This window comes from Bacillus sp. CGMCC 1.16541 (assembly GCF_003184905.1).
Classification (GTDB): domain Bacteria; phylum Bacillota; class Bacilli; order Bacillales; family Bacillaceae_H; genus Priestia.
Genome location: NZ_QFRU01000012.1, coordinates 22,189 through 34,845, shown reverse-complemented (window position 1 = coordinate 34,845; position 12,657 = coordinate 22,189). Strand labels below are relative to the sequence as shown.

Here is a 12,657-nt window from a genome sequence, read left to right as displayed (position 1 = left end):
TCCCCTCAAGAATTCTCCCACCTTAACTATCTCTAATGATTTTTATCTGCTATAAATATAACGATAAAGGGTAGTCTTACTGAGACCCGTTGCTTCTGTAATTTCTTTAATGCCGTATTCCTTACTGTCATACATCTTTAATGCCATTTGAACCTTGTCTGATTTTTTTCTTGGTCTTCCACCTATTCTTCCCCTTGCTCTGGCTGCGTCTAATCCGGACTTTGTTCGTTCACTGATAATATCTCGTTCCAGTTCTGCAATGCTTGCCATTGTTCGAAAGAAGAATTTCCCCATTGCAGTTGAGGTATCAATGCTATCTCTAATGGAAACGAAATCGACTCCGATTTCAGTAAAATGTTCACTCAACTCAATAAGGTGTTTGGTTGAGCGAGATATCCGATCCAATTTGTATACAACAACCTTATCTCCCTTACGTAATCCTTTGAGCATTTCTTCAAGTTGCGGACGGTCCTTTTTTGTTCCTGTAAGCTTTTCCTGGTATATCTTGTCTACTCCATATTGTTTTAAAGCATCAAACTGCATATTTAAATTTTGATCCTCTGTACTTACACGAGCATATCCAAAATTCATTTATCTAACCTCCAAAACCTTACTAATCAACTTTAATAGTACCATAAACGGATGATTTAACGAATAAAGGACCTTTGTTTTTGGACATGGCTTTTGGTACTTAAATTTAGTAGATTTTATGTAGTCTTTTAAGTCATAATTTCAAGTTCCAAAAACGTTCGTTTTAGGGGAAATCTTATTTATTGAATTTTATACTAATGTGGAAATGTGATAAATGGTTGAGCTACCCCCTTATATAAGGGGAACGCCTAAGTTTAATATTACATAAATATATATACTATGTGTGGTTATTTTATGGAGGTGAGTGTATGCACCAATGCCGTTGTTGTCACGGTGCAGGCTGTTGTCGTTATTGTGGTGGTGCTGGTATGTGCTGTTGTTGTAGTGGGCGTGGATGTCACCACTGTCAGGGAAGTGGATGTTGCCCTTGTTGTCACGGTGGAAAAAGATGTGGTTGTTGTGGTGGATCGGGTGTTCAACCAATGTAAAGCTTACTAATCCTATTCAGACGGGAGCTTTTTATCCTAAGCTCTCGTTTCTTATGTTTGTAGTGTTAGAAATCTAGTGAGTGTTAATTAGCGGTATAGTATAATACCATTGGACACATCAATCATTTTTACATAAGGGGGAAAAGGGATGAGAAAAGTAATATTTTCTTTAGCATTTTTAGTAGTGATGGCATTTAGTGGTTCTGTTTATGCAGCACAATCGGAAGAGATGGATTGTTGTCAATCAAAAAAAGAATGTATGGAAATGTGTGAGGAAATGAACTGTCAAATGGATTGTTGCGAAATGGCGAAAAATGGAAAAATGAAAATAAAAGATTGTAAGAAAATGATGAAAAAGTCAAATATGGATTGCTGTTAAGTTAGTATAAAGGATCTTCCAATAGAAACCACCTATTGATTTTACTACATTTTAAACATGGTACACTCAGAATGAACACAAAAAATAAAAAAAACCTAATTTGGATTAGGGTCTTAGGCTGTCGACAAAGTCGGCAGCCATTTTCTTTATCTTGATAATGTTCATTATATAGTATGTTGATCCAAGTTTTTTTCAAGAGTAATTAGGGAAAAGTTACAAAGAATAAAATTATCACTAATAAAATGGAGATGAATGATATGTCAGATACAAATCAAATGCCTCGTGAAGAAGGAATAGATCATAGCTTGACCCTTATGAGAGAAGGATATATGTACATTTTAAACAGACGTAAAAGTTTTAATTCTAATATTTTCGAGACCCGATTGCTTGGAAAGAAAGCAATCTGTATGGTAGGAAACGAAGCTGCGGAAGTTTTTTATGATTCAGAGAAATTTAAAAGGAAGGATGCAGCACCGAACCGGGCAGTTCAAACATTGTTCGGGAAGAATGGTGTTCAGGGGTTGGATGGACAAGATCACAGACATCGGAAGGAAATGTTTATGTCTATCATGTCTCCCGAGGGACCTCAAAGCCTAACAGACATTACAAAAAAACAGTGGAAGACAGCACTACATAAATGGGAACAGATGGATGAAGTTATTCTTTATGAAGAAGTAAAAGAAGTCCTGTGCAGAATAGCCTGCCAGTGGGCAGGCGTCCCGTTGGAAGAAGACGATGTTAAGGAAATGACAAAAGACTTGGCGGCGATGTTCGAGTCTCCGGCTGCAGTTGGCCCAAACCATTGGCTAGGGAGAAATGCACGGAATAAAGTAGAAAATTGGATTGGTGAGTTGGTTGATAAAGTGCGTAATGGGGAAGTGAATCCCCCAGAAGATACGGCTTTACATAGATTTGCCTGGCACCGTGATCTGAAAGGGAATCTATTGGCTACTGACACAGCTTCTGTGGAAGTAATTAATATCCTGAGGCCGATTGTGGCGATTGCTATATTCATCAATTTCATTGCGCTGGCAGTGCACCATTATCCGGAAGAAAGGGAGAAACTTAAATCCGGCGATGAAAAGTATGCTCAGATGTTTGTACAGGAAGTTCGCCGTTTTTATCCGTTTTTTCCGTTTGTTGTAGCACTGGTAAAAAAAGATTTCACCTGGAACGGCTATAAATTTGAAGAAGGAACATTAACTTTACTGGATCTTTATGGCACCAATCATGACCCTGAAATTTGGAAAAATCCTGATATGTTCAGTCCTGATCGGTTTGCCAAATGGGAAGGAAGCCCTTTTAGCTTTATTCCGCAGGGTGGTGGTGATTACTTTATGGGTCATCGCTGTGCTGGAGAGTGGGTCACCATTGAAGTCATGAAAGTAAGTCTCGATTATCTGGCCAACCGAATGGAATATGAAGTTCCTAACCAGGATTTAAGTTACAGCATGGTGAGCATGCCAAGTATTCCCCATAGCAAAGTAGTGCTAAAGAATGTTAAACGAAAGTTATAATTACAGATAATTAGATTATTAAGTTCGCTTTTAGCCGAACAAGATAAATGGACAATGTTGATTCCTCAATCACGGAAGTAGGTTTTATAAGTTGATCCCCTGATATTAATGGAGAGTCAAAAAAGCAAAGGCCCGTTTTTTCTCTAATAAAGAGAGAAATCGGGCTTTTTATAGTGAAAAACTCTTACTGTTTTGAAAATTGCATCCTGACGATATTCCCTCTAGTGTATCCAACATAAAAAGGAAATTAAATTCAGTTATAAGAATAATTAATTACTGCAAACTAAAGAAAACCTGCTTTTTATGTGAATTATATTCAAACATATATTTGACTATTTGTTTTTGTTAAATTATAATAATAATCAAATGAATATTTGAATGATATGAGGTGGAAAATTTGCAAAATGATGCATGTGAAGTTACGTGTATAGATGAAGAAAAAGTCAAAAGAGGTAAAAATGAACTACTCCAACAAAATCCTTTGGAAGTAGCCAAAATTTTTAAAGCTTTATCGGATGATACTAGGATTAAGATTGCGTATGCTCTCTCTTTAGAAGATGAATTGTGTGTATGTGATGTAGCGAATATTGTTGGTGCTACAACTGCCACAACATCTCATCATTTGAGGTTACTTAAAAATCTTGGATTAGCTAAATATCGAAAAGAAGGTAAGTTAGTCTACTATTCATTAGATGATGATCATGTAAAGCAACTAATACAGGTTGCATTTGCACACCAGAAGGAGGTTGTTAAAATTGTCTGAAGCAAAAGCATTAGAGACTGAAAAAAATGTTTACCGCGTTCAGGGGTTTACATGTGCAAATTGTGCAGGGAAGTTTGAAAATAATGTTAAAAAACTTCCAGGAGTTCAGGATGCAAAAGTAAATTTTGGTGCATCTAAGATATCTGTTTACGGTGATGCAACGGTTGAAGAACTAGAAAAAGCAGGTGCATTTGAGAATCTTAAAGTGGCTCCTGAAAAACCAAGGCGGGAAGCTAAACAAAAGGTTGAAGAGGACAAAAACGTATACCGTGTTGAAGGATTTACATGCGCAAACTGTGCAGGGAAATTTGAAACTAACGTAAAACAGATTCCAGGAGTTCAGGATGCAAAAGTAAATTTTGGTGCATCTAAAATTGCTGTTTATGGTAATGCAACAATTGAAGAACTAGAAAAAGCCGGTGCATTCGAAAATCTTAAAGTGACTCCTGAAAAATCGGCTCGCCAAGTTTCACAAGAGGTAAAAGAAGATACGAAAGAAGAAAAAGTGCCGTTTTATAAAAAGCATAGTACTCTACTTTATGCTTCCTTATTGATTGCTTTTGGTTACCTTTCCTCGTCTGTGAACGGAGAAGAGAACATTGTTACTACCTTATTGTTTTTAGCATCCATGGTTATTGGAGGGTTGTCACTTTTTAAAGTCGGTTTGAAAAATTTACTACGCTTTGAATTTGACATGAAAACCCTTATGACAGTAGCTGTTATAGGTGGTGCTATTATTGGAGAATGGGCAGAAGTTGCCATTGTTGTTATTCTCTTTGCAATCAGTGAAGCACTTGAGCGATTCTCTATGGACAGAGCAAGACAATCGATTCGTTCATTAATGGATATCGCTCCTAAAGAGGCACTCGTTAGACGTAATGGACAAGAAATAATGATTCATGTCGATGATATTGTTGTTGGGGATATTATGATTGTAAAACCTGGTCAAAAGATTGCGATGGATGGTGTAGTCGTAAATGGCTACTCTGCAGTCAACCAAGCAGCTATTACCGGTGAATCAGTCCCTGTTGAGAAAACAGTTGATGATGAGGTATTTGCAGGTACATTAAATGAAGAAGGATTACTTGAAGTAAAAATAACGAAACTTGTAGAAGATACAACGATTTCTAAAATTATTCATCTTGTAGAGGAAGCACAAGGAGAACGTGCTCCTTCGCAAGCATTTGTCGATAAATTTGCAAAATATTATACACCGATCATTATGATTATTGCAGCATTAGTTGCGATAGTCCCTCCTTTATTCTTTGATGGCAGTTGGGAAACATGGATTTATCAAGGATTAGCTGTTCTTGTTGTTGGTTGTCCTTGTGCGTTGGTCATATCGACTCCGATTTCGATTGTTTCAGCGATTGGGAATGCTGCGAAAAAAGGTGTTCTTGTAAAAGGCGGAGTTTATTTAGAAGAAATGGGTGCCTTAAAGGCCATAGCATTCGATAAAACAGGTACATTAACAAAAGGTGTACCAGCTGTAACTGATTTTAATGTGTTGAACAAACAGATGATAAATGAAAAAGAATTACTATCCATCATTACTGCATTAGAGTATCGTTCTCAGCATCCACTTGCATCTGCGATTATGAAAAAAGCAGAAGAGGAGAACATTTCTTATTCTGACGTACAGGTAGAGGACTTCTCTTCTATTACAGGTAAGGGTATCAAAGGTATTGTAAACGGGACGACTTATTATATCGGTAGCCCGAAACTCTTTAAAGAATTAGCAATTTCTAATTTCGATAAAGACTTAGAACAAAATGTTACTACTCTTCAAAATCAAGGTAAGACAGCCATGATTATTGGAACCGAAAAAGAAATACTTGCAGTTATTGCAGTTGCTGATGAAGTTCGTGAATCAAGTAAGGAAATTATTCAAAAGTTACATCAACTTGGAATCAAAAAAACAATTATGCTTACAGGTGATAACAAAGGTACTGCTAATGCTATCGGAGGGCAGGTTGGAGTATCTGATATTGAGGCAGAACTAATGCCACAGGACAAATTAAACTTTATTAAACAGTTGAGATCTGAGTATGGCAACGTAGCTATGGTAGGAGATGGTGTCAATGATGCACCTGCATTGGCGGCCTCAACAGTTGGTATTGCAATGGGTGGAGCTGGTACAGATACAGCCCTGGAAACGGCAGACGTCGCTCTAATGGGTGACGATCTAAGAAAACTTCCATTCACTGTAAAACTTAGCCGAAAAACTCTAAATATAATCAAAGCTAACATTACTTTTGCAATTGCTATTAAATTTATTGCCTTACTATTGGTTATCCCAGGTTGGTTAACGCTCTGGATTGCTATCCTTTCTGATATGGGTGCAACCCTTCTGGTAGCACTAAATGGTTTGCGACTAATGAGAGTGAAAGAATAAAGGGAAAAGGGCTAAAAAGGGCTTTCCAGACAGATTGGAAAGCCCTTTTCTAAAAATGATCTCATTAATAGTATAACTTCTAAATATCCAGCCTAATTAAAAATGGAAAGATTGGGTATAAGTAAAACAGCAGCTTTTATATTACATATTGGTATCCACATGGGACAAAAACGCTTTCATCCTTAATTTAAAATAATTCTTTTCATTCTTTATAAAATCGAAGGAGGAAACTGAAATGACTGTTGAAGGAAAAAATGATGTAGATCTGTTAGTTATAGGCGCAGGATCAGGAGGTTATGTAGCTGCCATACGTGCTGCTCAGTTAGGGAAAAAAGTGGTTTTGGTGGATAAAGCAGAACTAGGAGGGGTTTGCCTTAACCGTGGTTGTATACCTTCAAAGGCTCTTATTAGTGCTTCTGAACGAGTAAAACACATAAAACATGCCAACTCAATGGGAATAAAGGTTTCTGGTGAAGTTGAAGTAGAGATGCCAGAAGTAGTGAAGTGGAAGGACGGTATAGTAAATAAACTAACGAATGGAGTTCGGACTTTACTGAAAGGCAATGGAGTGGAAGTCATTAGTGGGGAAGCTTATCTTACTGAACCCTATGTTGCCAAAATCAAAATTGGTAACGAAGAAAAATTCTTTTCATACAAAGACTTAATCCTTGCGATAGGATCATTACCTACTGAGTTAAAAAGTATGCCATTTGATAGAAAAAGAATTATCTCTTCAACTGAGGCATTGATGCTTCAAGAAGTACCAAAACATTTAGTTGTAGTAGGTGGTGGTTATATCGGTTTGGAATTGGGTACTGCTTATGCTAAATTCGGAGCTAAAGTGACCATCCTTGAAGGATCAGATACAATTCTTCCAGGTACGGACCCTATGCTTACAAATGTAGTAAAACGTCATTTAAAGGAACTTGGAATCACAGTTATAACGAATGCTTTAGTCCAAGGTGGAGAAAATACAGGCGATGAAGTAAATGTTCAAGTTCAGGTTAATGGGAAGGAAGAGATAATTAAAGGGGATTATTGCTTAGTTTCCATTGGAAGAAAACCGAACACAGGAAAAGTTGGATTGGAAAATATCGGGGTTGAATTAGATCAACGCGGTTTTATTAAGATAAATAATACATGTCAAACAAATGTTGAACATGTATATGCGATCGGGGACTGTGCTGGTGGTTACCTCCTTGCTCATAAAGCTAGTTATGAAGGTAAGATAGCTGCAGAGGTAATAAGTGGGCTAAAAAGTGTAATTGATTTTCAGGCAATGCCTTTTGTTATTTTTAGCGATCCTGAAGTAGCCTATACAGGTTTAACGGAGAAGGAAGCAAAGGAAGAAGGATATGAAACGGTTTCTAGCCGTTTTCCATTCCAAGCTAACGGCAGAGCTTTATCTGTTTCGGATGCCGATGGTTTTGTACAAGTTGTGGCGGATAAAGAATCTAATCGGGTTTTAGGTGTACAAATGGTAGGGCCAGAAGTATCATCTCTTATTGCTGAAGCAGTTTTTGCAATTGAGTCAGGGGCAACGGCAGAAGATCTCAGCCTTACAATTCATGCACACCCAACTTTACCTGAACCACTCATGGAAGCAGCTGAAGGCGTTATGGGACATGCTATTCATATGCTGAATAAAAAATAATTCAAACAGTTAGAGCATATTTAATTTAACTAGGCCTGCACAATCATACGTGCAGGTCGAATTATTTATTTTGGAGTGACGATTAATGGAAATCATTTTTTATGTAATAACGGCAGCTTTAGCTAATGTTTTGGGCGGTTTTGTTATTTTTCTTAAGAAAAATTGGTCCAGAAGAAGTTTATATGCTCTAATGGCTCTAAGTTCCGGATTACTTTTCTCAATTGCAATTATGGATCTAGTACCAGAAGCTTTAGAAATAATGGAATCAAGTTCAATTTATATAATTTTAGGTTTTGGTATCATATTTTTATTTCAACAGCTGGTAGCACCTCATTTTCATTTTGGAGAAGAAACACATCAATCTCAAACCCATACTACAATGTATGGTGCATTAATAGGCATGATAATACACACTTTTTTTGATGGGTTATCAATTGTAGCTAGTTTTGCAATAAACAGCGGATTAGGTTTTGTCGTATTAATCGCTGTCCTACTACATAAGATACCTGATGGTTTAACTATATCTTCCATTGTATTTGCAAGCTTGAAAAGCAAAAAGAAAGCTATAGGTGCAGCTGTTTTATTAGGTTTATCTACCATAGTGGGAGCTACAGCAGCTTTGTTTCTAACAGAACTCGTTTCTTTACAAAGTAGCATACTTGCCATTTCGCTTTCATTAACTGCAGGTATATTTTTATACATAGCTTTAACAGATTTATTACCTGTTGTAAATGCGACAGAGGATAGGCCTATTATTCTTTTCTTTTTCGGGGGGATCTTTTTAAATTTCGGGCTTCATTGGATGTTTGAGCAATTAGCTCCTCATATACACTAGAATGAAAAGACGTAAATATTGTTTAAGGATATAGGTGTGGCTTTGAAATAAAGTCTGATAATTTGTAAAAAAGCTTGATAAAAAGCACCAGATATATATGACTGGGTAGGTGCAGGTATATGTTTAATTGGTGTCTCGGTAATGCTATTTGCACCTCGCCAATAAAAAGGAGAGCGTAAAATATGTCTGATTGTTGTTCTACAAAAGGGCAGGTTTCTGAAAGTAGTAGTAATGAGTTGTGTCCTTCTTGTAATGTAAAAGGGAAAAAAGTAAAAATAATTACGTTAAAATCAATGTTAAAACCAACAATTTTAGGTACATTGAATGCAGGCTTAACTCATTATTTTTGTTCGTCAAAAGATTGTAATGTAGTTTATTATGATACAGATAAAAAAACTTATTTAAAGTCAGAAATTAAGGTTTCTGTTTATCAAAAAGATAATGCCACAGTTGTTCCTGTCTGCTATTGTTTTGGTTGGACAAAAGAAAAAATTAAACAATATGTTGAAAATGGAATTAATCCTAATCCAGTAGAACATATTCGTGAAAATATAAATGAAAACCGATGTGGTTGTGAAGTAAACAATCCTCAAGGTAGTTGCTGTTTGGGGAATGTAACGATCTATATCAAAGAACTAACATAAATAAAGATCCATCTTCAACGAAATGATCAAACTTTTTTATGGAAAATTGAACTAAGTATTGATATGAGAATCCATTTTGATCTTTTTTCAAAATGGATTCTTTTTTTGTGCCGTAGAATATGGGTTTGTTGAACGTTTTTGATTAAACTTTTAAAGCTACAATAGGAAACTGTTTTGGTTTTGAGGAGAATCTATTTTTTATTTCTAAACAAAGAAAGAGCTTGGACATTTATTTGTAGCCCATGCTCTTTCTTTTTTGTTGTTTATTTCCTATCAACAATCGTCATACATAGAATGGTTTTGGTTCTGGTGGTTATTCGTGGTACTATCATTTGAATTAGTCTGTTCTATATTTAAATTCTTTGATGTTGAGGTTTCATGCTGGATATTGTTTTGATGATTATTCATGAAAGAATTCATCATTTCAGAACAATAATCCATCATTTGTTGCCAATTTCCGTTCCCTTGACTAGGAGTGCTGTTTGAATGTGCAAAAGCAGCAGTACCAATACCTAGAAATAAAGCAACAGCTACTATAGACGTAAGTAATTTTTTCAATACTTCCACCCTCCTTTGTCCCCATTATACCCATATATATAAAATACGAAAACAATGAAGATTCTTTTTAAGATTGATTACTTTCTAATTTTGACTCTTTATAAGTGCTAATAAGGAATAAAATAACTCCACTAACTAAAAATACATCCGCAGTATTAAAAATTGGATAATTAATAAATGTAACTTCGAACATATCTGTTACTTCACCAAAAATTAAACGGTCTACAACGTTTCCCATTGCACCTCCTATAAATAAGCCAAAGGCTATACGCGTTAGCTTATCAGTTACTCTACGAGAATAAATAAGACCAACGACTATAACAATAATTGCAATGCTAATTAAGAATATTTTTTGTCCTGAAAAAATTCCCCAAGCAGCACCTGTATTTCGATGAGATGTCAATTGGATAAAACCATTGATAATTGGAATGGATTGCCCATAGTCCATAAAATTTCTAACTAAATATTTAAAAAGCTGATCAATACCTAATGTGAGTATAATGATCCAATACAAAGTCGTCACCTCATACTTTATTTTCTATAAAGATTTGTACACAATACTTTAAAAGGAAAGGGGGATAACAAAAATAATTCATTGCGTTTAATTAGGAATTTAAATTTACGAAGTGATCCCATAGGTTAGAAAATATATTACTTTCTGCCATGATATAAAGGCCTAATCCTATAAAAACAATTGGAATAACCCATCGGCCGTATTTCTCGAGTGTTTCAGAAACATATCTGAATCTTGCTAGACGATAGCCGATTAAACACCAGACCGCAACCATTATAAAGAAAGTAATAACTGTAATGACCAGTTGGTTATTATTTAAAGTAGAAAAGAACGGAACATAAATTCCAATATTGTCTCCACCATTGGCAAATGTGATGAAGGCTATACTCATAAAGAGTTTGTTAAATCTTCCTGAATTTAAACTAGAAAGAATTGCACCTTCATCTTCATCTTCACCTTTTATAAACAGTTTAACTCCCAAATAGATCGGGATAAATCCTAGAAAACCTACCCATTGATCAGGAATGAGTGTTACTCCAAATGTTGCTAAGAGACTGATTAAAACTAAAAGTGCAAAACCAAGATATTGGCCAATGACTATATCTCTAGGGTAAATGCGGTTTCCCTTTGGCTGCATGTTAACCATACCGTCGTTACTCGCTTTAGCTTGTGTTCTTGCCTGAGAGAACAGCAACATCAAGACAAAAATATCATCGATATTGGTTACTATAAAAGACCCTAAAGCAGAGAGAATTGTTAAAATTAAATTCATAAAAAAACTCCTTTTTAAAATACTCCATAAACGGAATAAAAGATATTTAGTTGTGTTAGTTTGTTACACCTTATATTATTTCACCTTCATGTAATGATTTAGAATTTCACTTTGCACGATCCTAAAATTAATAGATAGTATTTTAGGTGAAAATATTGGAAGTTATTATTCAAATATTTGTTTGAATATATTGTGCTTTTAGATTAAAATTATTAACGTAAAATGTCAACATTAAAATGTTGGTTTGAATGAAAATAAAAAGGGAGAGTAAAATGAAAAACAAAAGAACCAGATCAATTGTACGTATTAGTCTTCTACTTCTTATGGCTTTAGCAGTAGCCTATACTCTTTATCAAAACTTTTTTACTGAAAAATTACGAGTTCAGGCAGGGGACCAAGCACCTGATTTTGTTCTTGAAGATATGAACGGTAACAACGTTCAACTTTCTGATTTAAAAGGAAAAGGAGTTTTTCTTAACTTTTGGGGTACTTGGTGCAAGCCTTGTGAAAAGGAAATGCCTTATATGGAAAGACAGTATAGCCATTTTAAGAATCTTGGTGTAGAGATATTGGCGGTTAATATTGCAGAAAGTGATATTGCTATTGAATCGTTTGTAAATAGGCATGGGCTTACATTCCCTATACTTAAAGATAAAGATAGAGCTGTGACGGAAGCATATGACATAACCCCGATTCCTACAACATTTTTGATCGATAAGAACGGAAAAGTGTTAAAAGTGATCACAGGAAGTATGACCGAAAGGGATATAGCAAATTACATGGAACTCATTAAGCCATAGAATTAATAAACAGTTAGGTGGTATCTTTTTGGAACAACTAAGCTTATTTCTTGCATTTGGTGCAGGTCTTTTATCATTTATTTCACCTTGTTCACTTCCTTTATATCCAGCTTTTCTTTCCTATATTACAGGAGTGTCCGTAAATGATCTAAAAAAAGAAAAAGGTATTTTACGAAGGAAAGCTTTTATACACACTATCTTGTTTTTGGTAGGATTTTCAATTATTTTTTTAGCTTTGGGGCTTTCTACTTCTTTTATCGGTACATTTTTTATGGATTATCAAGATTTGTTAAGACAACTTGGAGCTATTGTGATGGTGTTTTTTGGTTTAGTTCTAACAGGGGTTCTTAAATTTGATTTCCTACTTTCTGATAAGAAAATTTATTTTCAAAAGAGACCTTCAGGTTATATAGGATCAATTTTGATTGGAATTGGTTTTGCTGCTGGATGGACTCCTTGTACAGGTCCCATCCTTGCAGGAGTCATTGCGTTAGGTGTATCAGACCCAGGAAAAGGACTACTATACATGGTTTTCTATGTCTTAGGTTTTTCTATTCCATTTTTATTAATGTCTTTATTTATTGATAAGATGACTTTTCTAAAGAAACACAGTGCAATCTTTATGTCTATCGGAGGCATTTTGATGATTGTGATGGGAGTATTATTGTACTTTAATATGATGACAAAAATTATTGCAGTCTTAACAAGTTTGTTCGGAGGATTTACTGGATTTTAAGGAGATATTAC

14 protein-coding genes and 1 pseudogene are annotated in these 12,657 nt (G+C 35.3%); 11 read left to right on the top strand and 4 right to left on the bottom strand.

Features of this window, described 5'->3' with window-relative positions; genetic code table 11:
- Positions 1–42 precede the first annotated feature (42 nt).
- Positions 43–591: a recombinase family protein gene (locus tag DIS06_RS12740; RefSeq protein ID WP_110113642.1), complete on the bottom strand. Its 549-nt coding sequence runs from the start codon at positions 589–591 to the stop codon at positions 43–45.
- Between the two features lie 294 nt (positions 592–885).
- Here DIS06_RS12740 and DIS06_RS12735 point away from each other — a divergent pair, with 294 nt between their 5' ends.
- The 9 genes and pseudogenes from DIS06_RS12735 (at position 886) to DIS06_RS12695 (ending at position 9,266) form a co-directional block, all read left to right on the top strand.
- A complete protein-coding gene (locus tag DIS06_RS12735) occupies positions 886–1,089 on the top strand; it encodes a hypothetical protein (protein WP_061786336.1) in 204 nt (67 codons plus the stop codon).
- Between the two features lie 138 nt (positions 1,090–1,227).
- Positions 1,228–1,458, top strand: coding sequence for a hypothetical protein (locus DIS06_RS12730; RefSeq protein ID WP_061786335.1), 231 nt, complete (start codon positions 1,228–1,230; stop codon positions 1,456–1,458).
- 257 nt (positions 1,459–1,715) lie between these two features.
- Positions 1,716–2,975 carry a CYP152 family fatty-acid peroxygenase CypC gene (gene cypC / locus DIS06_RS12725; protein WP_061786334.1) on the top strand — a complete coding sequence of 420 codons (1,260 nt, stop codon included), beginning with the start codon at positions 1,716–1,718 and terminating at the stop codon, positions 2,973–2,975.
- A 397-nt stretch (positions 2,976–3,372) separates the two neighbouring features.
- Positions 3,373–3,738 (top strand): ArsR/SmtB family transcription factor, encoded by a 366-nt coding sequence (locus DIS06_RS12720; RefSeq protein ID WP_061786333.1) that lies wholly within the window; start codon positions 3,373–3,375, stop codon positions 3,736–3,738.
- The gene (locus tag DIS06_RS12715) at positions 3,731–6,133 is read left to right on the top strand and encodes a heavy metal translocating P-type ATPase (RefSeq protein ID WP_061786332.1); all 2,403 of its coding nucleotides are present in this window, start codon (positions 3,731–3,733) and stop codon (positions 6,131–6,133) included. The genes DIS06_RS12720 and DIS06_RS12715 overlap by 8 nt, the downstream gene beginning before the upstream one ends.
- A gap of 235 nt (positions 6,134–6,368) precedes the next feature.
- Positions 6,369–7,787, top strand: a complete 1,419-nt coding sequence (gene lpdA / locus DIS06_RS12710; RefSeq protein ID WP_047943208.1) for a dihydrolipoyl dehydrogenase — start codon at positions 6,369–6,371, stop codon at positions 7,785–7,787.
- 85 nt (positions 7,788–7,872) lie between these two features.
- Positions 7,873–8,622, top strand: a complete 750-nt coding sequence (locus DIS06_RS12705) for a ZIP family metal transporter (protein WP_061785998.1) — start codon at positions 7,873–7,875, stop codon at positions 8,620–8,622.
- A gap of 81 nt (positions 8,623–8,703) precedes the next feature.
- Positions 8,704–8,787 (top strand): annotated as a pseudogene (locus tag DIS06_RS12700) (YnfA family protein); the annotation flags it as partial.
- Positions 8,788–8,804: 17 nt separating this feature from the next.
- On the top strand, positions 8,805–9,266 hold the full coding sequence (locus DIS06_RS12695) for a putative iron-sulfur cluster-binding metallochaperone (protein ID WP_061785997.1): 462 nt from the start codon (positions 8,805–8,807) through the stop codon (positions 9,264–9,266).
- A 273-nt stretch (positions 9,267–9,539) separates the two neighbouring features.
- On the opposite strand, the gene DIS06_RS12690 is transcribed toward DIS06_RS12695, so the two are convergent.
- The 3 genes from DIS06_RS12690 to DIS06_RS12680 all read right to left on the bottom strand — a co-directional run bounded on the left by DIS06_RS12690 (position 9,540) and on the right by DIS06_RS12680 (position 11,110).
- The gene (locus DIS06_RS12690; protein ID WP_225002293.1) at positions 9,540–9,833 is read right to left on the bottom strand and encodes a hypothetical protein; all 294 of its coding nucleotides are present in this window, start codon (positions 9,831–9,833) and stop codon (positions 9,540–9,542) included.
- Between the two features lie 58 nt (positions 9,834–9,891).
- Positions 9,892–10,347, bottom strand: a complete 456-nt coding sequence (gene lspA / locus DIS06_RS12685; protein WP_225002292.1) for a signal peptidase II — start codon at positions 10,345–10,347, stop codon at positions 9,892–9,894.
- 82 nt (positions 10,348–10,429) lie between these two features.
- Entirely contained in the window at positions 10,430–11,110 is a 681-nt protein-coding gene (locus tag DIS06_RS12680) for a CadD family cadmium resistance transporter (protein ID WP_061785994.1), read from the bottom strand.
- A gap of 272 nt (positions 11,111–11,382) precedes the next feature.
- Between DIS06_RS12680 and resA the strand changes: the two genes are divergently transcribed.
- Both resA and DIS06_RS12670 read left to right on the top strand, forming a co-directional pair.
- Positions 11,383–11,910 (top strand): thiol-disulfide oxidoreductase ResA, encoded by a 528-nt coding sequence (gene resA, locus DIS06_RS12675; protein ID WP_061785993.1) that lies wholly within the window; start codon positions 11,383–11,385, stop codon positions 11,908–11,910.
- Positions 11,911–11,938: 28 nt separating this feature from the next.
- On the top strand, positions 11,939–12,646 hold the full coding sequence (locus DIS06_RS12670; protein ID WP_061785992.1) for a cytochrome c biogenesis CcdA family protein: 708 nt from the start codon (positions 11,939–11,941) through the stop codon (positions 12,644–12,646).
- Positions 12,647–12,657 lie beyond the last annotated feature (11 nt).

Bases quoted from the DNA above. Each gene is read 5' to 3' on its own strand.
- DIS06_RS12740 (WP_110113642.1), bottom strand. From the start codon at position 591: ATGAATTTTGGATATGCTCGTGTAAGTACAGAGGATCAAAATTTAAAT.
- DIS06_RS12735 (WP_061786336.1), top strand. From the start codon at position 886: ATGGAGGTGAGTGTATGCACCAATGCCGTTGTTGTCACGGTGCAGGCT.
- DIS06_RS12730 (WP_061786335.1), top strand. From the start codon at position 1,228: ATGAGAAAAGTAATATTTTCTTTAGCATTTTTAGTAGTGATGGCATTT.
- cypC (WP_061786334.1), top strand. From the start codon at position 1,716: ATGTCAGATACAAATCAAATGCCTCGTGAAGAAGGAATAGATCATAGC.
- lpdA (WP_047943208.1), top strand. From the start codon at position 6,369: ATGACTGTTGAAGGAAAAAATGATGTAGATCTGTTAGTTATAGGCGCA.
- DIS06_RS12705 (WP_061785998.1), top strand. From the start codon at position 7,873: ATGGAAATCATTTTTTATGTAATAACGGCAGCTTTAGCTAATGTTTTG.
- DIS06_RS12695 (WP_061785997.1), top strand. From the start codon at position 8,805: ATGTCTGATTGTTGTTCTACAAAAGGGCAGGTTTCTGAAAGTAGTAGT.
- DIS06_RS12680 (WP_061785994.1), bottom strand. From the start codon at position 11,110: ATGAATTTAATTTTAACAATTCTCTCTGCTTTAGGGTCTTTTATAGTA.
- resA (WP_061785993.1), top strand. From the start codon at position 11,383: ATGAAAAACAAAAGAACCAGATCAATTGTACGTATTAGTCTTCTACTT.